This is a genomic window from Sinomonas sp. R1AF57 (genome assembly GCF_002224485.1).
In the GTDB taxonomy this organism is placed as follows: domain Bacteria; phylum Actinomycetota; class Actinomycetes; order Actinomycetales; family Micrococcaceae; genus Sinomonas; species Sinomonas flava.
Genome location: NZ_CP022463.1, coordinates 3,642,444 through 3,663,838, shown reverse-complemented (window position 1 = coordinate 3,663,838; position 21,395 = coordinate 3,642,444). Strand labels below are relative to the sequence as shown.

Sequence of the window (21,395 nt, the reverse complement as noted above, 5' to 3'; positions counted from 1 at the left end):
CCCATGAGCCCCTCCCGCCTGAGCGTCCGCCGGCTGCGGCCGCCCGGCATACCGTTCCATGTCGTGGCGGGCATGGACCGGAGGATCGTCCGAGCAGTTGCCGCGCTGCCCGCTGGCCCGTGGGACGGGGCATTCTCCTGGCTCACGCGCGCTGCCACCCGCTCCGTCCTGTGGATCGCCATCGCGGCGGGCCTCTCGACCCGGAAGGGGCCCCCGCGGCGTGCTGCCGCCCACGGTCTGCTCGCCGTCGCAGTCGCCTCCGCGGGCGTGAACCTCATCGCCAAGCGTCTCCTGCCGCGCACGCGCCCCCACCCGGAGAGCCTCCCGGCCTACCGGTTCCTCCACCCGCAGCCGACCAGCTCCTCCCTCCCGAGCGGCCACTCGGCGTCGGCCGTCGCCTTCGCCGCCGGCGTCGGGATGGTGAGCCCTGCCCTCGGCGCCGCGCTCGCCCCGCTCGCAGCCGGCGTCGCGTACTCGCGCGTGCACACGGGTGCCCACTGGCCGAGCGACGTCGTCCTCGGCTCGGCGCTCGGCGCTGGGGCCGCCCTCGCGACCCGGACGTGGTGGCCGCGCCAGGAGGCCGCGCCGGAGCCGCGGTCGACGCCGGCCCCCGCACCCGCCCTCGAGGGCGGTGAGGGCCTCGTGATCGTGGTGAACCCGCTCAGCGGGAGCACGGAGGAGAGCGTCCGATCGAGCCTGGCTACCCTGTTCCCCCGCGCGGAGGTCCACGAGCTGCGGGAGGACGAGGACGCGCTCGAGGCCGCCCGCGCCCTGGCCGCCCGTCCCGGGGTGCACGCCCTCGGAGTATGGGGCGGCGACGGCACTGTCGGGGCCATCGCCGGGGTCTGCGCGGAGACCCGCCTCCCCCTCGTGGTGCTGCCCGGCGGGACCTTCAACCACTTCGCGCGGGACGTCGGCGCGCTCGAGCCCGACGAGGTCGCCGAGGCTGTCGGGGCGGGCCATGCCATCCGCTGCGACCTCGGCCGGGTGCGCGTGGAACGCGGAGCCCTCGAGAAGCCGGACGTGAGCCACACTGTCATGCTCAACACCGGCAGCATCGGCGTGTACCCGAACCTCGTGCGCCGCCGTGACCACCTGCTCCGCCGCTTCCCGGCCCTGGGCAAGCGGGCGGCCGCAGCGCTGGCGGCACTCGCCACGTTCTCGGCCTCGACCCCCACACGGCTTGCGGTCGACGGCGGCCGGCACAGGCTCTGGATCCTCTTCATCGGCCGAGGCCGCTACTGGCCGCGCGACCTCGCGCCGCTCGAGCGCCCCATCGTGGACGACGGCGTCCTCGACCTCCGCGCGATCGGCGCCGGCCCCCGCTTCGCCCGCCTGAGGGTCCTCGGCGCGGTCGCCACGGGCACCACCGAGAAGAGCCCCGTGACCCACACGTGGGAAGCCGGGACCCTCGACGTCGCCGCCCGCAAGGGCGCGCTCATCCTGGCGGTCGACGGCGAGGTCATCCCCGGCGTCCGCCGCGCCACCATCAGGGTCGAGCCGGGCGCGCTGACCGTCTACTCGCCGCGGGGGGCAGCCGAACCCGCGGACTGACGGCGCCGTCAGCCCGCCGTCGTGAGCGGGCCGTCAGGAACCGGACGCCGCTGTGGACGGAAGCGCCGACGGGCTGGGGCTGGAGGGAGCCTGCGACCGCTGGCCGCGGCGATCGGTGCTGCCCGTCTGGTCGCCCGCACCGGTGCCGCCGCTCTGCGTTCCGACCTGGAACTGGCCCGCACGTCCAGCCGCGCCCGAGCGCGCGTCCACGGCCTTCTGCAGACCAGCCCCGCCGAGGCCCCCAGCCAGGACGAGGCAGACGCCGGCGAGGACCTTCGTGGCCCTCCCGGGGCGCCAGCGCGGAGCCGGGACGAATTCCTGGTCCTCCGGCTCGTCGAAGGCGTCCCCGACCGCTGTGGGCAACGGGGAGATGCGCTCCGTGGGGGCAGTGGTCTCAGGGAAGGGCTCTGTCATGGCGGCTCTATTCATAGCGGAGGGCGTCGATGGGGCGGAGCTTGGCGGCCTTGTTCGCGGGATAGATGCCGAACACCAGCCCGATCCCAGCGGATACGGCCACGCTGAGCCACACGGTCCACCACTGCACCTCCGGCTGGATCCCGAAGAGCTGGAACGCCGAGGCACCGAAGCCCAGGAGGATCCCGACCAGTCCGCCGAGCACCGAGATGATGAGTGACTCGACGAGGAACTGCAGCACGATGTTCCCGCGGGTCGCACCGATGGCCTTGCGGATCCCGATCTCGCGCGTCCGCTCCGTCACCGTCACGAGCATGATGTTCATGACCCCGATCCCGCCCACGAGCAGGCTGATCCCCGCGACCGCCCCGAGGAGGATCGTAAGGGTCTGGGTCGTCGAGGTGGCCGTGGAGAGGACCTGGGCCTGGTTGCGGACCTGGTAGTCACGGTTGTCGGAGGTGACCTGGTGCCGGGCGTCGAGGATCTGCTGGATCTCGTTCTGCGCCTGGGTCATGACGTCCGCGCTCTTGGCCTGGACCGCGATGGAGGACAGGCTCTGGGTATAGCCCGTGAACGTCCCCTGCGCCGTCTGGATCGGCACCATCGCGACGTCGTCCGGATCGTTGAGCCCGCTCGTCCCCTTGGGGGCGAGCACCCCTGCCACCGTGAAGTTCTGGCTGTTGAGCGTGACGGTCTGCCCCACGAGCGAGGAGACGTCCTGGGCGAGGTCGGCCGCCACGCTGTTGCCGAGCACGACGACGGGCTGGCCTGCGTCCGCGTCGTCGAGCACCCGGCCCGCAGCGGCCGTGAACGCCGTGATTCCGAAGTACGACGGCGTGGTGCCCAGCGTCGACGCGATCGAGTGCGTGGACGAACCGAGGGCGGCGGTGACGGACTGGGCCTGGACCACGGGGGCTGTCGTGGCGATGTCCGGCGCGAGGACTGGGTCGTCGAGGGACTGCTGGTCCCCGGTGGTGAGGAACGTGGACCGGGTGCGGACCGCCGTCGCGCTTCCGCCGGTGGTGCGGCCGCCCGTCGCGACGGCGCGGTTCACGGTGAGCACGTTGGTGCCGAGCCGCCCGATCTGGTCCTTGATCATGTTCGTGGTGCCTGCGCCCACGGCGAGGAGGGTGATGACTGCGCTGATCCCGATCACGATGCCGAGCGTGGTGAGGACCGAGCGCATCTTGTTGGCCGCGATGCCGGAGAGGGCGAACCGGACCGCCTCGGCGATCACGCCGTGCCTCCCTGCGTGCCGCTGCCTGCCGGGGACGCTGCCGAGTCCCCGATGATCCGGCCGTCCTGCATCCGGACGACGCGCTCGGCGCGGGCCGCGACATCGGGCTCGTGCGTGATCATGACGATCGTGCGGCCGCGCGCGTGGAGGGCGTCGAAGAGATCGAGGATCTCGTGCGAGGAGCGGGAGTCGAGTGCACCGGTCGGTTCGTCCGCGAGGAGCAGGACGGGCTCACCCACGAGCGCCCGGGCGATCGCGACGCGCTGCTGCTGGCCGCCCGAGAGCTGCGAGGGAAGGTGCCCGGCGCGCGGGGAGAGGCCGACGGCGTCGAGCGCCTCGAGCGCGCGGGCGTGCCGTTCGCGGCGGGGAACTCCGCGGTAGGCGAGGGGCATCGCCACGTTGTCCACGGCCCGCGTCCGGGCGATGAGGTTGAAGCTCTGGAACACGAAGCCGATCTTGCGGTTGCGGATCTGGGCGAGCTGGAACTCGTCGAGCTCGCCCGTGGCGATCCCGTCCATGAGGTACTGCCCGTGGGTGGGGGCGTCGAGGCAGCCGATGATGTTCATCATGGTCGACTTCCCCGACCCGGAGGCGCCGACGATGGCCACGAACTCGCCGCGGCCGATGGTGAGGCGCACGCTGTCGAGCGCCCGGACCTCCGCCTCTCCCTGGCCGTAGACCTTCCGCACGTCCCTGAGCGCGATGACCGGTCGCGGCCGCCGTCCCGGCCGACCGGGTCCCAGAGCCGCGGTGGCGACGCCGCCCGCCGCGTCAGCGGCCGGTGCCGGAGTTGCTGCCGCCACCCGTGCCCCCTCGTGCGCCGTTGCCGTTCGTCCCGCCGTTGCCGTTTGTCCCGCCGCTGCCACCGGCCCCGCCGCCGAACAGACCGCGGGGGCTCTGGGTTGGCGTGTCCGTGGTGCCGGTGACGCTGGGCAGGACGATCTCGTCGCCCTCGCCGAGCCCCGTGAGCACCTGGGTGCGGCCGTTGGCCGTGATGCCGGTCGTCACGGTGACCGGAGTGTCCGCGCCGTCGCGCCGTACGGTCACGGTCTGGCGGGTGCCCGCGGTGGTGATCGCGAGGGTCGGCACCACGAGCGCGTTGTCCGCCGACGCCGTCGTGACCGCCACGGTGGCGCTCTCGCCGAGCCGCACGACGGCGGGCGGGTTCGCGATCGACGCCGTCACGGCGTAGGTCACGACGCCGTTCGTGGTGGTCGAGGTCGCCGCGATCGAGGTGACCTTGCCCGTCACGGGTGCGGCGACGGCGTCGGCCTTGAGCGCGGGGAAGCTCAGGGTGGCCGCCTGGCCGACCTTCATCGCGGCGACGTCCGACTCCGAGAACGCCGCACTCACCTGGAGGTGGGCCGTGTCGCTCAGCGTCACGAGTCCTGCCGAGCTGCCTGAGCCGCCAGTCGCCGCCGCGGCCCCGCCCGTGCTGCCTGAGCCGGAGCCGCCCGAGGAGCCGGAGCCGCCCGATGCCCCCGAGGAGCCGGACGCGCCTGACCCGCCGGATCCGGCTGACCCGCCGGCGCCCACGACCGCACCCACGGCGGTCACCGTCCCGTCGGCCGGCGCCTTCACCACGCACTCGGCCAGAGTGCCCTGCGCGGTCGTGAGCGCGATCTGGGCGCTCGTCGTGTTCGCCGGTGCCGCGTTGGCCTGCGAGTTCTGGGCGGAGGTGAGCGAGACGTTCGCCGACGCGAGCTGCTGCTGGTCCTTGAGGGCCGAGGAGGCCTGCTGGTTCTGCGCCTGCGTCAGCGCCTGCTGGTCCTTCGTCAGCTGCGTCTGCGCCGCCGTCAGCGCGTTGGCCGCCGCCGTGCTGCTCGGGCTGGCCGAGGCGGCCGCCTGGTCCTGGGCGACCGTCCCCTGGTCCGCGTCGACCTGCTTCTGGGCCGCCGCGACGGCCGCGGCCTGCTGCTGGGCGTCGAGGGCCTGGGTCTGCTGGGCATTCGTGACCTGCTGCTGGGCCTGGGCCACGGCGTTCGCCGCACCCGCCGCCTGCTGCCCGGCCTGGGCGTTCGCGGCGTCGAGCTGCGCCCGCGCAGAGTCGACCGCGTTCTGGGCACTGGTGGGGTCGAGGTCCACGAGCTCGTCGCCCGCCTTGACGCTCTGGCCCACCGCGACCTTGACCGCGGTGACAGCCCCCGTGCAGTTGCCGCCACCCACGCTCGTGGTCGTCGAGGAGGAGACGCTTCCGGAGGCGGTCGCGGTCTGGTCGAGCGAGGCCCGCGAGACGGCAACCGTCCTGCTGCTCACGGCGCTGGCAGGGCGCGCGGTCGCAGAGACGGTGGCCCAGATGCCCCCGCTCAGCAGCAGTGCAGCCGCGCCGAGGGCGCTGTTGATCACGATGGTTCGGCGGTTCACGCCAGAACCGTAGGGCGTCAGGCTATGCGAGGGCTGTGCAGGCACTCGGGGAAGGCTGAATGGGGCGTGCCCGAGGGCACAATTCATCCTTGGGGAGGATACGGGGCGGCGACGGCCCGGAAGGTTCATCCTCGCGGGCGTCGCGGCGGCCCCCTGAGCGGCCTAGCGTGGAGGTGTCGATCCACAGCGAACCCAAGGGGAGTGTCATGATCCAGGCCCGAGACCTGGCCAAGGTCTACGGCGCGAAGACCGCCGTCGACGGCGTCACCTTCACCGTCCACCCCGGTCGCGTGACCGGCTTCCTCGGCCCCAACGGCGCCGGCAAGTCCACCACGATGCGCATGATCATGGGCCTCGACGCCCCGACCCGCGGCACCGTGACCGTCAACGGCGAGCCGTACGCGAAGCACCGGGCGCCGCTGCGCGAGATCGGCGCGCTCCTCGAGGCCCGCGCCGTCCACCCCGGCCGGAGCGCCTACAGCCACCTGAGGGCCCTCGCCGCCACCCACGCCATCCCGACCTCGCGCGTCGACGAGGTCATCGACATGACCGGGCTCGGCGCCGTCGCCCGCAAGAAGGTCAAGGGGTTCTCCCTCGGCATGGGCCAGCGGCTCGGCATCGCCGCGGCGCTCCTGGGCGACCCCCAGGTCGTGATCCTCGACGAGCCCGTCAACGGCCTCGACCCCGAGGGCGTCCTGTGGGTGCGCAACCTCGTCAAGTACCTCGCCTCGGAGGGCCGCACGGTGTTCCTCTCGAGCCACCTCATGAGCGAGATGTCCCAGACCGCGGACCACCTCATCGTGATCGGCCGCGGCAGGATCATCGCGGACGCGCCGATCCAGGACATCCTCGACGGCCGGGGAGAGACGCGCACGCGCGTCCGCACGGACCGGCCCGAGCAGCTGGCCGCGCTTCTGGCCCGCGAGGGCGTGAGCATCCGGGCCCAGGAGCGCGAACTCCTCGAGGTCTCCGGGCTCGAGCCGCGCGAGATCGCCCAGGCAGCACTCGGCGCGGGTGTCCTCGTCTACGAGCTGACCCCCCTGACGGCAAGCCTCGAGGAGGCCTACCTCGAACTCACGAAGGATGATGTCGAATACCGCTCAGAGACGGGCCACGCGCACGACGCCGGCCCCTCGCCAGAGCAGGCCCCCGCACCCGCCGCTGCGCAGGGTGCCCAGAACCAGGAGGCGAACCGATGAGCACCGCAGTCCATCCCGCCCGCCGCGCCGGCGCGCCGGCGCTCACCGGCCCGAACTTCTTCCGGGTCCTGTCCTCAGAGCGCATCAAGCTCTTCTCGCTCCTGTCCACGCGAATCCTCCTGCTCTGCGCCGTCGCGCTCATGGTCGGGTTCTCCGCACTCCAGGCATGGGGAGTCGGGCAGGCCCTCACCGCGCAGCGCAACGGCGCGACCGGGCCGCGCGAGGCGATCGACGTCGCCTCGATCGTGCCGCAGCTGCCGTCGGCGGGCGTGTCCTTCTCCCAGCTCATCATCGGCTCCCTGGCCGTGCTGATGATCAGCGCTGAGTTCACGTCGGGCATGTCGCGCGCCACCTTCGCCGCGGTTCCCAAGCGCTGGCCCGTGCTCAGCGCCAAGGCCGTCTACGCGGTCGTCCTCGGATTCGTCGTCACCTACGTCGGCGCGTACCTCGGCGGGCTCGTCGCCCAGCCCATCCTCGGCAACTACGACCTGCACCTCGACATGGCCAGCTGGGACATCCAGCGGCACATGCTCCTGAGCGCCGCGTATGTCGCCGCGGTCGCCCTCATGGGCCTCGGCCTCGGCGCGCTCCTGCGGAATTCGGCAGGCGCGATCGTGCTCCTCGTCGCGGCGCTGTTCGTCCTCCCGATCATCTTCCAGCTCATCCCCGGCGACTTCTTCAAGGAGGCGCGCAAGTACCTCCCGACGAATGCCGCAAACGCCATGATGGAGGCAGGCTCGACCGCCCCGCTCAACACGGCGTACCTCGAGCCGTGGCAGGGCACCCTGGTCCTTGCCGCCTATGTCGTGGCGCTGCTCGTGGCGGCGTTCGCGACGCTCCGGCAGCGGGACGTCTAGGAACGAGCCCGGACAAGCCAGGAGAGGAAGTGCACGCGCCACCCGCGCCGTCCACCGCGTTCGCGGTCCCGCCACGGCGGGGCCGCGTCCGCGCGTACCTCGCCGACCACCCGCTGACAATGGACTGGATTGTCGTGGGTGCCGCGGTGTTCCTTGCCGTGCCGCTGCTCGTCGAGCTCGCCGTGCACGGGCGCTGGTGGCTGTTCGCCCTCCTGGGGATCCAGCAGGTCGCCCTCGCCGGGCGGCGCCGCTCCCCGTGGGCGGTCCTCGTCGTCACCGTCGCGATCGACGCTGCCCTGCTCTACCAGTCGCCGAACAGTTCGGTGATGAGCGCGGCGATCTTCTTCGCGCTCTATGCCGTGGCCGTCGTGGCCCCTGCTCCGGTCGCGTTCGGGGCCTCGGTCCTCGCCTCGGTGCCCGCGTCCGTGTACTACGCGTTCGTCTACACCCCCCACGGCCCGGAGATCCCGGACAACGCGCGGTACGTGGGCCTGGTCGCGGCCGTCTCCGTGCTCCTCATGGACCTGCTCGCCGCGGGATTGGGCATCTGGGTCCGCGGCACGCGCGAGCACCAGGCCGAGGTGCGCGCCTGGGCCATGCGGCACGCCGAGCTCGCCTCGGCGCAGGAGCGCAACCGGATCGCCCGCGAGATGCACGACGTCGTGGCGCACTCCCTGACGGTCATGATCGCCCTGAGCGACGGCGCGGCGAAGGTGACGGGCAAGGACCCTGTGCGGGCGCAGGACGTCCTCGGGGAGCTGTCGCGCACCGGCCGCACCGCCCTGTCGGACATGCGTCGGGTCCTCGGAGTCCTGCGCGAGGACTCCGGGGACGCGAGCCGCACGCCCTCACCCGGGACGGAGAGCCTCCAGTCGCTCGTCGCGGGCTTCCGCACTGCGGGCCTCCCCGCCGCCCTGACCCTCACCGGTGCGCCGTTGCCGGCCGACCCGGCGTTCCAGCTCGCGGTGTACCGGATCGTGCAGGAGTCGCTGACGAACGCGCTGCGGTACGCGCGCGCCGTCGGACGGGTGGGGGTCGAGGTGGCCCGGGAGGGGGGCACCGTGCGGATCCGTGTCGAGAACGACGGCGCAGCGCGGGACGGCGGGTCGGCCCGCCTCGGCACCGGGGGCGGGATCGCGGGCATGCGGGAACGCGCGGCGCTGTACGGCGGGACGCTGCACGCGGGTCCGCGGGACGGGGGAGGATGGGTCGTGGAGGCCACGCTGCACTGGAACGAGGGGGACGCATGACGGAGGCTGGCGACGGAGCCGGGGACGGGACGCTGAGGCTCCTGCTCGTCGACGACCAGCCGCTGCTGCGGATGGGCTTCCGCCTCGTCCTCGAGTCCGAGGACGGCATCGAGGTGGTCGGCGAGGCCGGCGACGGCGCCGAGGCCGTGCGGCTCACCGCGGAGCTCGCGCCCGACGTCGTGCTCATGGACGTGCGCATGCCGGTCATGGACGGGATCGAGGCCACGAGGCAGATCGCCGCGGCGCACAGCGCCGCCCGCGTCATCATCCTCACCACGTTCGACCTCGACGAGTACGCGTTCGCCGGCCTGCAGGCCGGCGCGTCGGCGTTCCTGCTCAAGGACGTCGCCCCCGCCGAGCTCGTGACCGCCGTGCGCCTCGTGGCGAGCGGCGACGCCGTCGTGAGCCCGCGCGTGACCCAGCGGCTCCTCGAGACCTTCGTGCGCGGCCAGGGCGCGGGCCCTCCGGCTGCCCAGCCCGCCCCGGACCCGCTGCTGAAGGACCTCACACCTCGGGAGCTCGAGGTCCTCCGCACCATCTGCGAGGGCCTGAGCAACGCCGAGATCGCGCACCGCTTCTTCCTCTCCGAAGCCACCGTGAAGAGCCACGTGCGGCGCATCCTCACCAAGCTGCACCTGCGGGACCGCGTGCAGGCGGTCGTCTACGGCTACGAGACCGGGCTCATCATTCCCAGCAACCCGGACTACTGAACCGCCCCCTGCGCTGAGGGGTCATTTCCCTGCGCCGCGTGACGCGGTGCCCGTCCGGGACGACAATGGCCCCCATGAGGCCCTTCCTCCTGATCGGCTCCCGCGACCACGACGAGGTCGCCGACGACGAGTACCGTGCCTTCTGCGCCTACGGCGGCCTCGCCCCGGAGCAGCTGCACCGCGTCCGTGCGGAGGCCGCGCCGCTGCCGGAGATCCGCCTTGAGGACTACTCGGGCGTGATCCTCGGCGGGAGCCCGTTCACCGCATCCGATCCGGTCTGGGAGAAGTCGCCGCTGCAGAAGCGCGTCGAGGCGGACATCCGGGTGCTCCTGGACCAGATCGTGGCCGAGGACTTCCCCTTCTTCGGCGCGTGCTACGGCGTCGGGCTCCTCGGGACGCACCGCGGCGCCGTCGTCGACCGCCGCTTCGGGGAACCGGTGGGACCCGTGAAGGTGAGACTGTCCGCCGTCGGGCTCGCCGATCCGCTCTGTGCCGGCGTGGACACCGCGTTCGACGCCTACGTGGGGCACAAGGAGGCCGTACGGAGCCTGCCGCCCGACGCCGCGCTGCTCGCCGGGTCGGACACGTGCCCGGTGCAGATGTTCCGCTTCCGCCGGAACCTCTACGCGACCCAGTTCCACCCCGAACTCGACCTCGCCGGCCTCGAACGCCGCATCGATGCCTACCGGCATTCGGGGTACTTCCCGCCCGAGGAGGCGGAGGCCGTCAAGGAGCGGGCCAGGGGAGCGCGCGTGAGCGAGCCGCAGAAGATCCTGCGCAACTTCGTGCAGCGGTACGCGCGGCTGTGAGGGGAGGCCGGCCGCTGGCCGCTGGCTAGACTCGAGCCATGCCTACCGCCGCGCACCGCCACGCCCAGGATCTCGGACGCTTCGTGATGGCCTCGCCGTCGAGCTTCCACGCCGCCGCGGAGGGCGCGCGGCGGCTCGCGGAGGCGGGTTTCGAGCTCCTGTCCGAGACCGAGGAATGGCCGAGCGCCCCCGGCGCCTACGCCGTGGTCCGCGACGGCGCCCTCATCGCGTGGACCGTGCCCGACGGCGCCCGGCCCACCACGCCCTTCCGCATTCTGGGCGCCCACACCGACTCGCCCACCTTCAAGCTCAAGCCCAGGCCCACCACCGGCCGGCTCGGCTGGCTGCAGGCCGGCGTCGAGGTGTACGGCGGCCCGCTCCTGAACTCGTGGCTGGACCGCGAGCTGCGCCTCGCCGGCCGCCTCGTGACGCACGACGGCGCGCAGCACCTCGTCGCGACAGGTCCCCTCGCGCGCTTCCCCCAGCTCGCGATCCACCTCGACCGGGCCGTCAACGACGGGCTGAAGCTCGGCAAGCAGCAGCACATGAACCCCGTCTGGGGGCTGGGGGACCCCACGACGACGGACCTGCTCGCGCTGCTGGCCGAGCAGGCGGGCGTGGACCCGGCCGAGGTGGGCGGGTACGACATCGTCCTCGCGGACACGCAGGAGCCCGCCGTGTTCGGGGCCGACGGCGGCTTCTTCGCGTCCGGCCGCCTGGACAACCTCTCGTCCGTCCACGCCGGCCTCGCGGCCCTCCTCGCCCAGCACGCGAACCCGGTGGTTGAGCGCAGCGCAGCGGAGTCGAAACCCATCGCCGTCCTCGCCGCGTTCGACCACGAGGAGGTCGGCTCAGCGTCCCGCTCCGGTGCAGCAGGGCCCTTCCTCGAGGACGTCCTGGGGCGCATCGGCGACGGCCTCGGCGCGTCGGCGACCGAGCGCCGTCGCGCGTTCGCCGCATCCTGGCACCTCTCCGCGGACGCCGGCCACGCTGTCCACCCCAACTATGCCGAGCGGCACGACCCGGCCAACCACCCTCTCCTCAACGGCGGCCCGCTGCTGAAGATCAACGCGAACCAGCGCTATGCGACCGACGGGCCGGGGGCTGCGCTGTGGGCGCGGCTGTGCGGCGAGGCGGAAGTGCCGTACCAGGAGTTCGTCTCGAACAACGACGTGCCGTGCGGCTCGACGATCGGCCCGATCACGGCCACGCGCCTCGGGATCCGCACGGTCGACGTCGGCATCCCGCTCCTGTCGATGCACTCGGCCCGCGAACTGGCCGGTGTGCAGGACCCGTGGCGGCTGTCCAAGACGGCGGAGCGGTTCTTCGTCGGCTGAGGCCGGCGGCGGTGTTCAGGAGCCCTGGCCGGCGAGCCCGATCACGAGGTTGATCGTCGCCGCGAGGATGAGGGTCGCGAAGACGAAGGCGAGGATGCTGTGCTTGAGCGCCTCGACGCGGATCTCGTGGCTCTTGATGGCCGTGTCCGAGACCTGGTAGGTCATGCCGAGGCTGAACGCCATGTACGCGATGTCCGTGTACTGCGGCGGGTCGTCCTGGTTGAAGTCGATCCCGCCTGCCGGGGAAGCGCCGTAGTACAGCTCGGTGTACCTGAGGGTGAAGAGCGTGTGGACCATGAGCCAGGACGCGGCGACGACCACGAGGGCGAGGAGCGCGAACGCGGCTTTGGCTGCGCCGTCGGCCTGGTTCCCGGCGACGATGACGATCACGACGGCGATGATCGCCGCCACGTTGGCGCTCAGGATCAGGAAGTCCCGCGTGCTGCGGCGGGGATCCTCCTGGCGCGCGTGGTGACGCGTCTGCTCCGGATCCATCGGCGCGATGCGCACCCAGATCCACACGTCGTACAGGATGGCCGCGGCGCCCCAGCCGGCCGCGGGGGCGTACCACCAGGACGTCAGCAGGCCCGTGGCGACGAGGACCACGAGTCCGACGCCGGCCATCCACCACATTCGCTGCCGGGCGACGCGGGCGCGGTGGGACAGCTCGGGGCCGGAGTCAGTGCTCATGCGCCCGATCTTCGCACCTCTTGCTGGACGGTCCATGGACGGTCCTGCCGTGTTCCGCATTCCTACCGGAGCGCGATGAGCAGCATCTCCGAGGTCCCCGGGATGCATGTCTGGAGGAAGATCGGCGGGTACCCGCCGGCGAAGCCGCCCAGGACGCCTTCCTTTGCCCCCCGCGGGACGACCATTCGCTGGACCGCGGTGAAGGTGCCGTAGCCCTGCACCGAGACGACGGTATCGGGCTGGATCCAGCCCATCCGGTCCCACCCGCCGCAGAGGTCGTGCTCCGCGATGCTGACCGACACCGTGACCGGGGTGAAGCGGACCGGGCCCGCGCACGCGTCCACTGCGGCCTGGCCCCCGGCCGCGACCACGGGGATGAAGACCGCGGCGGGCTGCGGCGCTGGCGCGGGCTGGGCCTGCTGCGCTGGCTGGGCCTGCTGGGCTTCTGCCTGTAGCTGCGCTTCGGCTTGGGCTTTGGCCTGTTGCTGGGCTTCGGCCTGGCGTTGAGCTTCGGCCTGTGCCTCCGCCCGGTGCTGCGCCGCGGCCTGGTGCTGTGCCGCGGCGGCCTCCTGGTCCGCTCGGAGGTCCGGACTCCCTGCCGCGGTGAGGACGGACTCGACGCCGGTGCCGCGCCGGTCTTCCTGCGGGTCCAGCCTGACACCGCCTGATGCCATGCCGGCAGGCAGCGCCGGAGAGACCGGGACGGCCGAGGAGAGTCCCGAGACCGCCAGCAGCCCCGCGGCGGCCGCAGCCGCGAGCCGATGGACCCTGAAGGCTGGGCGTGCCGCCATTCGTCCCCCCTGACCGCCGGCCGGTCGGTCTCCGGCCTCTGGTTCAAGGTCCTCAGAAGCAGGGGTGTGCGGTACAGGGGTTCACGGAGAATAGAGTGCGCATCGGAGCAGATTCGCGTGGTCGGCACCGCCGTCCGCACCCGGACCTGCGTACCCGACCGTCGCCTCGATGGACGGTTGTCCACATGCGCGTCCGTGAGACTGTGGGGCGTCCGGTAAGATAGTGCAGTCTGTGTGTCAGGCCGTCCGCGGCCGGGGGCACGGGCACACGCACATGAACCTCCTGTTGCGGAGAGACCGCAACCGCTTAGCCCAAAGGAGGTGGGTTCACACATGCGTCCTTACGAACTGATGGTCCTCATCGACCCCGAGGTCGACGAGCGCACTGTCCAGCCGTCGCTGGAGAAGTTCCTCTCGGTGATCACCACCGACGGTGGAACCGTCGACAAGGTGGACATCTGGGGCCGCCGTCGCCTCGCCTACGACATCAAGAAGAAGAACGAGGCGATCTACGCCGTCGTCAACTTCACCGCTGAGCCGGCCACGGCCCAGGAGCTGGACCGCCAGCTGTCGCTCAACGAGACGATCCTCCGCACGAAGATCATCCGCCCCGAGGACCAGAAGGTCTCCGCCAAGTAGTCTTGGCGTGATTCCCTCACCCACCAGTACGACGAATCTCTAGTACGCAGGCACGGAACCAGGAGGAAGCATGGCAGGCGAGACCACCATCACGGTGATCGGCAATCTGACGAACGACCCGGAGCTGCGGTTCACACCGTCCGGCTCGGCCGTCGCCAACTTCACCGTGGCCTCCACCCCGCGCACGTTCGACCGCCAGGCCAACGAGTGGAAGGACGGGGAGACCCTGTTCCTCCGCGCGTCGATCTGGCGCGAAGCCGCTGAGAACGTCGCAGAGTCCCTCACCAAGGGCATGCGCGTGATCGTGAGCGGCCGGCTGAAGAGCCGCTCGTACGAAACCAAGGAAGGCGAGAAGCGCACCGTCATCGAGCTCGAGGTCGACGAGATCGGCCCGAGCCTGCGCTACGCCTCCGCGAAGGTCAACCGCACCCAGCGCTCCGGCGGCCAGGGCGGCAACTTCGGCGGAGGCCAGGGCGGGAACTTCGGTGGCGGCGGTGGCCAGTTCGGCGGCGGCAACGCCGGCGGCAACTGGGGCGGCGGCCAGGGTTCGCAGAACCAGGGCGGCGGCTCCGGCGGCTGGGGCGGGAGCTCCGGCGGCGGCCAGCAGCAGGACGACCCGTGGGCAACCCCGGGCGTCAGCAACTCCGGCGGCGGCTGGGGCAACGGCAACGACTCCGAGCCCCCGTTCTGATCCGTCCTTCCATCAACAAACACCAACCATCCCGTGGCGAAGTCCACGGGCTCCAGAGACTGAAGGAGCTCCACGATGGCCAAGGCTGAAATCCGCAAGCCGAAACCAAAGTCCAACCCCTTGAAGGCCGCTGACATCACTGTCATCGACTACAAGGATGTCGCCCTGCTGCGCAAGTTCATCTCGGACCGCGGCAAGATCCGCGCGCGCCGCGTGACCGGGGTGTCCGTGCAGGAGCAGCGCAAGATCGCCCAGGCGATCAAGAACGCCCGCGAGGTTGCCCTGCTCCCCTACTCCGGCGCTGGCCGCGGCTGAGAAGGGAAGCAATAAACCATGGCAAAGCTCATTCTGACTCACGAGGTGTCGGGTCTCGGCACCGCCGGTGACGTCGTCGAGGTCAAGAACGGCTACGCGCGCAACTACCTGCTGCCGCGCGGCTTCGCGCTCACCTGGACCAAGGGTGGCGAGAAGCAGGTCGAGCAGATCCGCGCCGCCCGCGAGGCGCGTGCGCACAAGTCGCTCGAGGCTGCTCAGGCCCAGGCCGCTGCCCTGAACCAGACGCCCGTGCGTCTTGAGGTGAAGGCCGGCAAGGAGGGTCGCCTGTTCGGGACCGTCCGCCCTGAGGCTGTCGCCGGCGCCGTCGAGGCTGCTGGCCTCGGTGCCATCGACAAGCGCCGCGTGCTCCTGCCGGGTCACATCAAGACCACCGGCAAGTACGAGGTCACCGTGCGCCTGCACGACGAGGTCTCCGCTGTCGTCAACCTCGAGGTTGTCGCCGGGAAGTAGTCCTCGCGCGACGCTCCCGCACTGCGGGACGTTGGACTTCAAGGGCCCCCGCCGCCATGTGCGACGGGGGCCCTTGCGCGTCCCGGCCCGGCTGACCCGGTCAGCGGGACAGGTCCGGGAATAGCGTCCGCCCTCCCGCGGTTGAGCAGGTAGATGCAAACGCATGGATCCGGCGTCCGGGTCCGCCGAGCGAAACGAGGCACCATGGCAGTCACCACGAACATCGTCGTCATCTCCGCGGGACTCGGCGTCCCGTCCTCCAGCCGGCTGCTCGCCGACCAGCTGAGCGCGGCCACGGAGAACGCTGCGCGCCAGGCCGGCCTCTCGCCCGTCGTCACGACCTTCGAGCTGCGCGACCTCGCCGTCGACATCGCGAACAACTTCGTGACCGGCTACGCCGCGCCCAACCTCGCCGAGGCGATCGCCGCCGTCGAGCGCGCTGACGCCGTCATCGCCGTGACGCCCGTCTTCAGCTCGAGCTACAGCGGTCTCTTCAAGTCATTCTTCGACGTCGTGGACCCGCGCGCGCTCGAGGGAACCCCGGTCCTGCTCGGTGCCACCGGCGGCTCCGCCCGCCACAGCCTCGTGATCGACTTCGCCATGCGCCCGCTCTTCAGCTACCTCCGCGCCCGCATCGTGGCTACGGGCGTGTTCGCGGCGCCCACCGACTGGGGCCAGGGCGAGGGGGAGCGCTCCCTCAACGGGGGCCTGTCGGCCCGTGTGGAGCGCGCCGCCGTCGAGCTCGTCCGGGAGCTCGCCGACCGCGCGGACGCCGCGCCGGCAGCCGCCGCACGCCTCCCCAAGGTCGCGACGCGGCCCGAAGACAAGTCCTTCGAGGAGCTTCTCGCGGACCTCACCGGCGCGGTCTAGAAACCCCGTCTGGGGTCACCCTCTGGGGTCCCATCGGGTGACCCCCAGAAGGTGACCCCCAGACGTACGATGACGTGATGCAGCCTGCCCCCGGTCCCGCCCAGCGCCACCACGCCCCCGAGCCCCACGCACCCGAGCCCCACGCACCCGAGCCCCACGCACCGGTCTTCGACGGGCACAACGACCTTCCGTGGGCGCTGCGCCAGGACTTCGGCTACGACGTGCAGGCCGCTGGCCTCGCCGACGGCCAGCCGCTCCTGCACACGGATATCCCGCGGCTGCGCGCGGCCGGGGTGGGCGCGCAGTTCTGGTCCGTCTTCGTCCCGTCGACGCTCAGCCCGGAAGCGTCCGTCGTGGCGACCCTCGAGCAGATCGACTGCGTCCGCCGCATCGTCGAGGCGCACTCCGACACGTTCGAGCTCGCCACGACCGCCGCGGACGTCCGCGCCGCCGCCGAGCGCGGACGGATCGCCTCGCTCATGGGCGCCGAGGGAGGGCACAGCATCGCGGGGTCACTCGCTGTCCTGCGCATGCTCGCCCGTCTCGGCGTCCGCTACATGACGCTGACGCACAACGACGACACCCCCTGGGCCTGCTCCGCGACCGGGGAGGCGATGGGCCGCGGCGAGGACACGGGGCTCAGCCCGTTCGGCCGCGAGGTCGTCTCCGAGATGAACCGGCTGGGGATGATCGTGGACCTGTCCCACGTGTCTCCCCGCACCATGGAGGACGCCCTCGACGCCACCAGCAGGCCGGTCCTCTTCTCCCACTCCTCCTGCCGGGCGGTCTGCGGCCACCCCCGCAACGCACCAGACGCCGTGCTCGAGCGGCTGCCCTCCAACGGCGGCGTCCTCATGGTCACGTTCGTGCCCAAGTTCGTCTCCGAGGCCTGCCGCGCCCACGCGCTCGCACTGCGGGACAAGCGGCTCGAACTCGGCCTCCCGGTGGGCTTCCACGACGTCGCGCCTGCCGAGGACCCGGAGGCCGCGGCCGCGTTCTCGCAGTGGCTCGAGCGCAACCCCACGCCCGAGGCGACGGTCGACGACGTCGTGCGCCACCTCGAGCACGCGCGCGAGCTCGTCGGTCCGCGGCACATCGGGCTCGGGGGCGACTTCGACGGCACGGTCGACCTCCCGGTGGGCATGGACGGCGTGGCCGGCTACCTGCCGCTTCTGGACGCGCTCGGGGAGCGCGGCTGGTCGCGGGAGGACGTGGATGCCCTGTGCTGGGGCAACGCCCTCCGCGTGCTCGAGGAGACCGAGGTCTAGGGCGGTCCCGGGCTCGACCGCCCGGAAGCGGGCAGGGCGCTTCGGCCTGAGGTCAGAGCAGCGCGACGAACGCGCGGGCCTCATCGATGCTGATGTCGGAGTGCCGGCGCAGCATCTGGGCCGCGTCCTCGGCGTCGCCGATCTGCGCGAGGGCCTTGATCTCCCCGTAGATCTCGTCGTTGAGCATGTTGCTCGCGACCTCGAGGGTCTGGCGCCCGTCGCTCACGATCGCCCGGTAGCGGTACGGGAAGCGCTGCGGCCTCGGCTCGTCGGCGGCGGCCCGGGCTGAGGCAGGCCTGGCCTCGGCTTCGGCCTCGGGATCGCGGCCGGTCGCCTCCGCGGAAGGCACGACGTCGTCGGGCGGCTCGGGCGCCGCGGGTGCCGCGGGCTCGCGGTGGGGTGCGGGCACTGCCGGCGCCTCGGGCGTCGATGGGGGCTCCGCCGTGGCAGCGGGGCCCTCCGCGGCCTGCTCGGCGTTCTGCGTTGGTTCCCCGGCCGCCCTGCCGCGGAAGGGCTGCGGGTAGCGCTCCAGGAGGAGGACGGCGTTGCGCGCCTCGACCAGACTGGTGGCCGTGGCCTGCCGGTAGACGGCGATGGCCTGGACGGCGAGCCCTCTCGCGATGAGGGAGTAGATCGCCTGGTGCTGGTCTTCGGTGAGCCGGGCCGATGCGGCGGCCGCAGCCTCGGGGCCCCCGGCCATGGCGGTGTCGAGGGATGCCCGGCTTCTGCGCGAGCCGAGACGGATCAGGATGACGACGACGGCCGCGACGGCAACAAGGATGAGGAGCGGGGGCAACAGGTTTTCCATCAGGGCTTCTCGGGTGGCGGAAGGGGTGCTTCCAGCGTAGTCGCTGACGATGGGGCCGACGAGGCGGAACGGGCGATATTCCGCCGCGGACATGGCATAAAGGGCCCCGGGAGGAATATATGTGGCTCATGTCACATTTATCGCCCAACATGAGCGAAAGCACATCAGTCGGCGCCGGGACGAATTCGCAGGCTGTGGATTGCCCCTGTGGAAAAAAATCTTTGGTCCACATGCTGTGCATCCCGTTTCCGCAGGTCAGAGCAGGGTTATCTGAGATCCGGCGAAGATATCCACAGTTGTCCACAGCTTCTGTGAACAACGACAGCGGCGAGTTCCACAGGTTGTCCACAAGGGGGGTGGACAGCGGGCTTCACGAGTGTCGGAGGGTCCCGTTAGCGTTTCCTCATTCCTCCGGAGAGGCGTCGCGCAGGCGCCGTCTCCGGGACGATAGCTAGTGCCCGAGGTGTTGCCGGTGTCCGCTTCCCACGTCGATTCAGCGCCGTCCTTCAGGGACTCCGACGCGGCCCGCACCCCACCGCAGGACATTGTCGCCGAGCAGTCCGTGCTCGGCGGCATGATGCTCTCCAAGGACGCCATCGCCGACGTCGTCGAGGTGATCCGGGGGGTCGACTTCTACCGGCCCGCCCATGAGGCGATCTACGAGGCGATCATCGACCTCTATGGCCGCGGCGAGCCCGCGGACGCCGTCACGGTCTCCGATGAGCTCACCAAGCGCGGGGAGATCAACCGCGTAGGCGGTCCCGCCTACCTGCACGAGCTCATCCAGTCCGTCCCCACGGCCGCGAATGCGGGGTACTACGCCGAGATCGTGGCCGAGCGCGCAGTCCTGCGCCGCCTCGTGGGCGCAGGCACCAAGATCGTGCAGCTCGGCTACGGGCAGGACGGTGAGGTCGAGGACCTCGTGAACCAGGCCCAGGCGGAGGTGTACGCCGTGGCCGAGCGCCGCACGGCAGAGGACTACGTCCCGCTCTCCCAGGTCATGGAGGGGGCCATGGACGAAATCGAGGCGGCGGGCCACCGCGGCGGCGGCATTACCGGGGTCCCGACGGGCTTCTACGAGCTCGACGAGCTCACCCACGGCCTCCACCCGGGCCAGATGATCGTCATCGCGGCGCGCCCGGCCGTCGGCAAGTCGACCTTCGCGCTCGACTTCGCGCGCTCTGCCGCCATCAAGCACAGGATGGCCACCGTCTTCTTCTCCCTCGAGATGGGCCGGAACGAGATCGCCATGCGACTCATGAGCGCCGAGGCATCGATCCAGCTCCAGGACCTGCGGCGCGGCACGCTGCGGGACGAGCAGTGGTCGAAGATCGCCTCGGTGCTCGGCCCGCTGAACGAGTCGCCCCTGTTCATCGACGACTCGCCGAACATGTCGCTCATGGAGATCCGGGCGAAGTGCCGCCGCCTCAAGCAGCAGCACGACCTCAAGCTCGTGGTCCTCGACTACCTCCAGCTCATGAGCTCCGGGAAGAAGGTCGAGAGCCGCCAGCAGGAGGTCTCCGAGTTCTCCCGTGCGCTCAAGCTCCTCGCCAAGGAGCTGCAGGTCCCCGTGATCGCCCTGTCGCAGCTCAACCGCGGGTCCGAGCAGCGTCAGGACAAGCGGCCCATGGTGTCCGACCTCCGCGAGTCGGGCAGTATCGAGCAGGATGCCGATATGGTCATCCTTCTCCACCGCGAGGACGTCTACAACAAGGAGTCGCCCCGCGCCGGGGAGGCGGACATCCTCGTGGCCAAGCACCGCAATGGTCCGACCAAGGACATCGTCGTGGCGTTCCAGGGCCACTACTCGCGCTTCGCCAACATGGCCGCCGACTCGGGCGGCGAGGGGGGCGGGTTCTAGCCCTGTCCAAACGGCCGTGATCCGTGCCACTCTGGTGGGACCGCCCCGTCTGGGGCAGGGATCCCGGCCGAGGAGGTGCGCGTGATGCAGCCGCGCCTCGAGGCTGCCCTCACGGTCTTCGACGACCCGGCCGCCAAGGCCCGCGAGCTGCTGCGCCTCCACCGCGCCTGGCAGTCCACCCATGAGGTTCCGGGCGTGCTGCGTCCCGTGATCGCCCGGGCATGGCAGCGGCAGGGGAGCCTTCCGCCTCAGCATCGTCCCCTCGGGGACCAGCAGGTCGCCGAGCGTCGCGAGCGCGCGGAGGACCTTGCCGCCGTCGTGCCCCTGCTCCAGGAGAGGCTCCTGCCGCTCGCGGCCGAGGCGGGCAACGAGCTCGTCGTGAGCGATGACGAGGGCTACGTGCTCTGGGTGACCGGCCCCGGTCCCGTCCGGCGCAAGAGCGAGGAGCTCGGCTACGTCCAAGGCGCGCGGTGGCGCGAGCGGGACGTCGGCGTCAACGCCCTGGGGACGGCCATGGAGGAGCGCCGGCCGGTCCAGATCTTCGGGCCGGAGCACGGCGACGAGGACCAGCATCCGTGGGTCTGCACGAGTGCGCCGCTCCTCGACCCGCGCACCGGTTCGCTGCTCGGCGTCGTGACGCTCAGCGGCTCCTATCGGACCGCCCACCCGCACACCCTCTCGCTCGTCACAATCGCGGCCCGGGAAGCGACGGACCTCCTGGGCCGGAAGCACGACGGCGCGCTCCGCCGCCTCGCACTCGAGGCCGCCCGGTGCTGGCCCGCCGGTTCGGGCCCGGCCCTCGTCGTGGACGACGCCGGCTGGGTTGCCTCGGCGGACGGCTTCGGCGTGGGCGAACGGGTGCGCCTTCCAGCGGGCCTTGCGCCCGGCACCGCGTGGCTGCCGGGCCTGGGCCAGGTACGCGCCGAGCCGCTCGAAGGCGGCTGGGTCCTCCGCGCGGCCAGCGGCGCCGCCGAGCTCGAGCTCCGGCCCGGTCCGCGGCCCATGGCCGTGCTCCGCGCAGGCGGCCACACCACGGAGATTCCCCTGAGTGCACGGCACTTCGAACTCCTCGGCTTGCTTGCCGCCCACCCACGGGGCGTTGGGACCCGCGAGCTGCTCGCGTGCCTCGACGGAGCCCAGACTGCGGTCACGGTCCGCGCCGAGCTTTCCCGCCTGCGCAAGCGCCTCGGCGGGCTCATCGAGAGCCGGCCCTACCGCCTGACGGTACCGGCCGCCGTCGTGCGCGCCTGACCGTCACCG

General features: G+C 71.7%; 22 protein-coding genes. 15 read left to right on the top strand and 7 right to left on the bottom strand.

Translation table 11 applies throughout. The annotated features are described in order from the left end of the window. Nucleotides 1-3 precede the first annotated feature (3 nt). Entirely contained in the window at nucleotides 4-1,554 is a 1,551-nt protein-coding gene (locus CGQ25_RS16960; RefSeq protein ID WP_208710986.1) for a phosphatase PAP2 family protein, read from the top strand. 33 nt (nucleotides 1,555-1,587) lie between these two features. On the opposite strand, the gene CGQ25_RS16955 is transcribed toward CGQ25_RS16960, so the two are convergent. Genes CGQ25_RS16955 through CGQ25_RS16940 form a run of 4 tightly spaced genes read right to left on the bottom strand, consistent with a single transcriptional unit; the run spans nucleotide 1,588 to nucleotide 5,569 of the window. Beyond that, complete coding sequence (locus CGQ25_RS16955) at nucleotides 1,588-1,968, bottom strand: hypothetical protein (protein WP_208710985.1); 381 nt, start codon at nucleotides 1,966-1,968, stop codon at nucleotides 1,588-1,590. A 7-nt stretch (nucleotides 1,969-1,975) separates the two neighbouring features. Beyond that, nucleotides 1,976-3,205, bottom strand: coding sequence for an ABC transporter permease (locus CGQ25_RS16950; protein ID WP_255405402.1), 1,230 nt, complete (start codon nucleotides 3,203-3,205; stop codon nucleotides 1,976-1,978). Further along, nucleotides 3,202-4,008, bottom strand: a complete 807-nt coding sequence (locus CGQ25_RS16945; RefSeq protein ID WP_369802251.1) for an ABC transporter ATP-binding protein — start codon at nucleotides 4,006-4,008, stop codon at nucleotides 3,202-3,204. The genes CGQ25_RS16950 and CGQ25_RS16945 overlap by 4 nt, the downstream gene beginning before the upstream one ends. Next, entirely contained in the window at nucleotides 3,977-5,569 is a 1,593-nt protein-coding gene (locus CGQ25_RS16940) for an HlyD family efflux transporter periplasmic adaptor subunit (RefSeq protein WP_208710984.1), read from the bottom strand. Before CGQ25_RS16940 ends, CGQ25_RS16945 begins: the two co-directional genes overlap by 32 nt. A gap of 206 nt (nucleotides 5,570-5,775) precedes the next feature. On the opposite strand from CGQ25_RS16940, the gene CGQ25_RS16935 reads away from it, so the two are divergent. The 6 genes from CGQ25_RS16935 to CGQ25_RS16910 all read left to right on the top strand — a co-directional run bounded on the left by CGQ25_RS16935 (nucleotide 5,776) and on the right by CGQ25_RS16910 (nucleotide 11,731). Continuing rightward, on the top strand, nucleotides 5,776-6,768 hold the full coding sequence (locus CGQ25_RS16935) for an ABC transporter ATP-binding protein (RefSeq protein WP_208710983.1): 993 nt from the start codon (nucleotides 5,776-5,778) through the stop codon (nucleotides 6,766-6,768). Then, nucleotides 6,765-7,625 carry an ABC transporter permease gene (locus CGQ25_RS16930; protein WP_208710982.1) on the top strand — a complete coding sequence of 287 codons (861 nt, stop codon included), beginning with the start codon at nucleotides 6,765-6,767 and terminating at the stop codon, nucleotides 7,623-7,625. Before CGQ25_RS16935 ends, CGQ25_RS16930 begins: the two co-directional genes overlap by 4 nt. A gap of 29 nt (nucleotides 7,626-7,654) precedes the next feature. Beyond that, entirely contained in the window at nucleotides 7,655-8,875 is a 1,221-nt protein-coding gene (locus CGQ25_RS16925; RefSeq protein WP_255405400.1) for a sensor histidine kinase, read from the top strand. After that, the gene (locus tag CGQ25_RS16920; RefSeq protein ID WP_208710981.1) at nucleotides 8,872-9,585 is read left to right on the top strand and encodes a response regulator transcription factor; all 714 of its coding nucleotides are present in this window, start codon (nucleotides 8,872-8,874) and stop codon (nucleotides 9,583-9,585) included. The genes CGQ25_RS16925 and CGQ25_RS16920 overlap by 4 nt, the downstream gene beginning before the upstream one ends. A 74-nt stretch (nucleotides 9,586-9,659) precedes the next feature. Further along, the gene (locus CGQ25_RS16915) at nucleotides 9,660-10,394 is read left to right on the top strand and encodes a glutamine amidotransferase (protein WP_208710980.1); all 735 of its coding nucleotides are present in this window, start codon (nucleotides 9,660-9,662) and stop codon (nucleotides 10,392-10,394) included. A gap of 38 nt (nucleotides 10,395-10,432) precedes the next feature. Then, a complete protein-coding gene (locus CGQ25_RS16910; RefSeq protein ID WP_208710979.1) occupies nucleotides 10,433-11,731 on the top strand; it encodes a M18 family aminopeptidase in 1,299 nt (432 codons plus the stop codon). 15 nt (nucleotides 11,732-11,746) lie between these two features. Here the strand turns inward: CGQ25_RS16910 and CGQ25_RS16905 are convergent, their stop codons facing one another. Together CGQ25_RS16905 and CGQ25_RS16900 are read right to left on the bottom strand one after the other, a co-directional pair. Continuing rightward, a complete protein-coding gene (locus CGQ25_RS16905) occupies nucleotides 11,747-12,421 on the bottom strand; it encodes a DUF1345 domain-containing protein (RefSeq protein ID WP_255405399.1) in 675 nt (224 codons plus the stop codon). Nucleotides 12,422-12,483: 62 nt separating this feature from the next. After that, a complete protein-coding gene (locus tag CGQ25_RS16900; protein ID WP_208710978.1) occupies nucleotides 12,484-13,212 on the bottom strand; it encodes a hypothetical protein in 729 nt (242 codons plus the stop codon). A 333-nt stretch (nucleotides 13,213-13,545) separates the two neighbouring features. On the opposite strand from CGQ25_RS16900, the gene rpsF reads away from it, so the two are divergent. The 6 genes from rpsF (at nucleotide 13,546) to CGQ25_RS16870 (ending at nucleotide 17,466) form a co-directional block, all read left to right on the top strand. Next, nucleotides 13,546-13,851: a 30S ribosomal protein S6 gene (gene rpsF / locus CGQ25_RS16895; RefSeq protein ID WP_208710977.1), complete on the top strand. Its 306-nt coding sequence runs from the start codon at nucleotides 13,546-13,548 to the stop codon at nucleotides 13,849-13,851. Nucleotides 13,852-13,921: 70 nt separating this feature from the next. Continuing rightward, on the top strand, nucleotides 13,922-14,542 hold the full coding sequence (locus CGQ25_RS16890; RefSeq protein ID WP_208710976.1) for a single-stranded DNA-binding protein: 621 nt from the start codon (nucleotides 13,922-13,924) through the stop codon (nucleotides 14,540-14,542). A gap of 75 nt (nucleotides 14,543-14,617) precedes the next feature. Next, entirely contained in the window at nucleotides 14,618-14,857 is a 240-nt protein-coding gene (gene rpsR, locus CGQ25_RS16885; RefSeq protein WP_026820365.1) for a 30S ribosomal protein S18, read from the top strand. A gap of 18 nt (nucleotides 14,858-14,875) precedes the next feature. Then, complete coding sequence (rplI, locus tag CGQ25_RS16880; RefSeq protein ID WP_208710975.1) at nucleotides 14,876-15,328, top strand: 50S ribosomal protein L9; 453 nt, start codon at nucleotides 14,876-14,878, stop codon at nucleotides 15,326-15,328. A 204-nt stretch (nucleotides 15,329-15,532) separates the two neighbouring features. Then, a complete protein-coding gene (locus tag CGQ25_RS16875) occupies nucleotides 15,533-16,198 on the top strand; it encodes an FMN reductase (RefSeq protein WP_208710974.1) in 666 nt (221 codons plus the stop codon). 77 nt (nucleotides 16,199-16,275) lie between these two features. Further along, nucleotides 16,276-17,466, top strand: a complete 1,191-nt coding sequence (locus CGQ25_RS16870) for a dipeptidase (RefSeq protein ID WP_208710973.1) — start codon at nucleotides 16,276-16,278, stop codon at nucleotides 17,464-17,466. Nucleotides 17,467-17,518: 52 nt separating this feature from the next. Here the strand turns inward: CGQ25_RS16870 and CGQ25_RS16865 are convergent, their stop codons facing one another. Further along, nucleotides 17,519-18,274: a hypothetical protein gene (locus tag CGQ25_RS16865; RefSeq protein WP_208710972.1), complete on the bottom strand. Its 756-nt coding sequence runs from the start codon at nucleotides 18,272-18,274 to the stop codon at nucleotides 17,519-17,521. Between the two features lie 472 nt (nucleotides 18,275-18,746). Here CGQ25_RS16865 and dnaB point away from each other — a divergent pair, with 472 nt between their 5' ends. Both dnaB and CGQ25_RS16855 read left to right on the top strand, forming a co-directional pair. Continuing rightward, the gene (gene dnaB / locus CGQ25_RS16860) at nucleotides 18,747-20,135 is read left to right on the top strand and encodes a replicative DNA helicase (protein WP_208710971.1); all 1,389 of its coding nucleotides are present in this window, start codon (nucleotides 18,747-18,749) and stop codon (nucleotides 20,133-20,135) included. Nucleotides 20,136-20,219: 84 nt separating this feature from the next. Then, nucleotides 20,220-21,386: a helix-turn-helix domain-containing protein gene (locus CGQ25_RS16855; protein ID WP_208713148.1), complete on the top strand. Its 1,167-nt coding sequence runs from the start codon at nucleotides 20,220-20,222 to the stop codon at nucleotides 21,384-21,386. The last annotated feature ends 9 nt before the right edge of the window (nucleotides 21,387-21,395 follow it).

Coding starts and splice junctions, on each gene's coding strand:
- CGQ25_RS16960 (WP_208710986.1), top strand. CDS start 4: ATGAGCCCCTCCCGCCTGAGCGTCCGCCGGCTGCGGCCGCCCGGCATA.
- CGQ25_RS16955 (WP_208710985.1), bottom strand. CDS start 1,968: ATGACAGAGCCCTTCCCTGAGACCACTGCCCCCACGGAGCGCATCTCC.
- CGQ25_RS16935 (WP_208710983.1), top strand. CDS start 5,776: ATGATCCAGGCCCGAGACCTGGCCAAGGTCTACGGCGCGAAGACCGCC.
- CGQ25_RS16930 (WP_208710982.1), top strand. CDS start 6,765: ATGAGCACCGCAGTCCATCCCGCCCGCCGCGCCGGCGCGCCGGCGCTC.
- CGQ25_RS16920 (WP_208710981.1), top strand. CDS start 8,872: ATGACGGAGGCTGGCGACGGAGCCGGGGACGGGACGCTGAGGCTCCTG.
- CGQ25_RS16915 (WP_208710980.1), top strand. CDS start 9,660: ATGAGGCCCTTCCTCCTGATCGGCTCCCGCGACCACGACGAGGTCGCC.
- CGQ25_RS16910 (WP_208710979.1), top strand. CDS start 10,433: ATGCCTACCGCCGCGCACCGCCACGCCCAGGATCTCGGACGCTTCGTG.
- CGQ25_RS16905 (WP_255405399.1), bottom strand. CDS start 12,421: ATGAGCACTGACTCCGGCCCCGAGCTGTCCCACCGCGCCCGCGTCGCC.
- CGQ25_RS16900 (WP_208710978.1), bottom strand. CDS start 13,212: ATGGCGGCACGCCCAGCCTTCAGGGTCCATCGGCTCGCGGCTGCGGCC.
- rpsF (WP_208710977.1), top strand. CDS start 13,546: ATGCGTCCTTACGAACTGATGGTCCTCATCGACCCCGAGGTCGACGAG.
- CGQ25_RS16890 (WP_208710976.1), top strand. CDS start 13,922: ATGGCAGGCGAGACCACCATCACGGTGATCGGCAATCTGACGAACGAC.
- rpsR (WP_026820365.1), top strand. CDS start 14,618: ATGGCCAAGGCTGAAATCCGCAAGCCGAAACCAAAGTCCAACCCCTTG.
- rplI (WP_208710975.1), top strand. CDS start 14,876: ATGGCAAAGCTCATTCTGACTCACGAGGTGTCGGGTCTCGGCACCGCC.
- CGQ25_RS16875 (WP_208710974.1), top strand. CDS start 15,533: ATGGCAGTCACCACGAACATCGTCGTCATCTCCGCGGGACTCGGCGTC.
- CGQ25_RS16870 (WP_208710973.1), top strand. CDS start 16,276: ATGCAGCCTGCCCCCGGTCCCGCCCAGCGCCACCACGCCCCCGAGCCC.
- CGQ25_RS16865 (WP_208710972.1), bottom strand. CDS start 18,274: ATGGAAAACCTGTTGCCCCCGCTCCTCATCCTTGTTGCCGTCGCGGCC.
- CGQ25_RS16855 (WP_208713148.1), top strand. CDS start 20,220: ATGCAGCCGCGCCTCGAGGCTGCCCTCACGGTCTTCGACGACCCGGCC.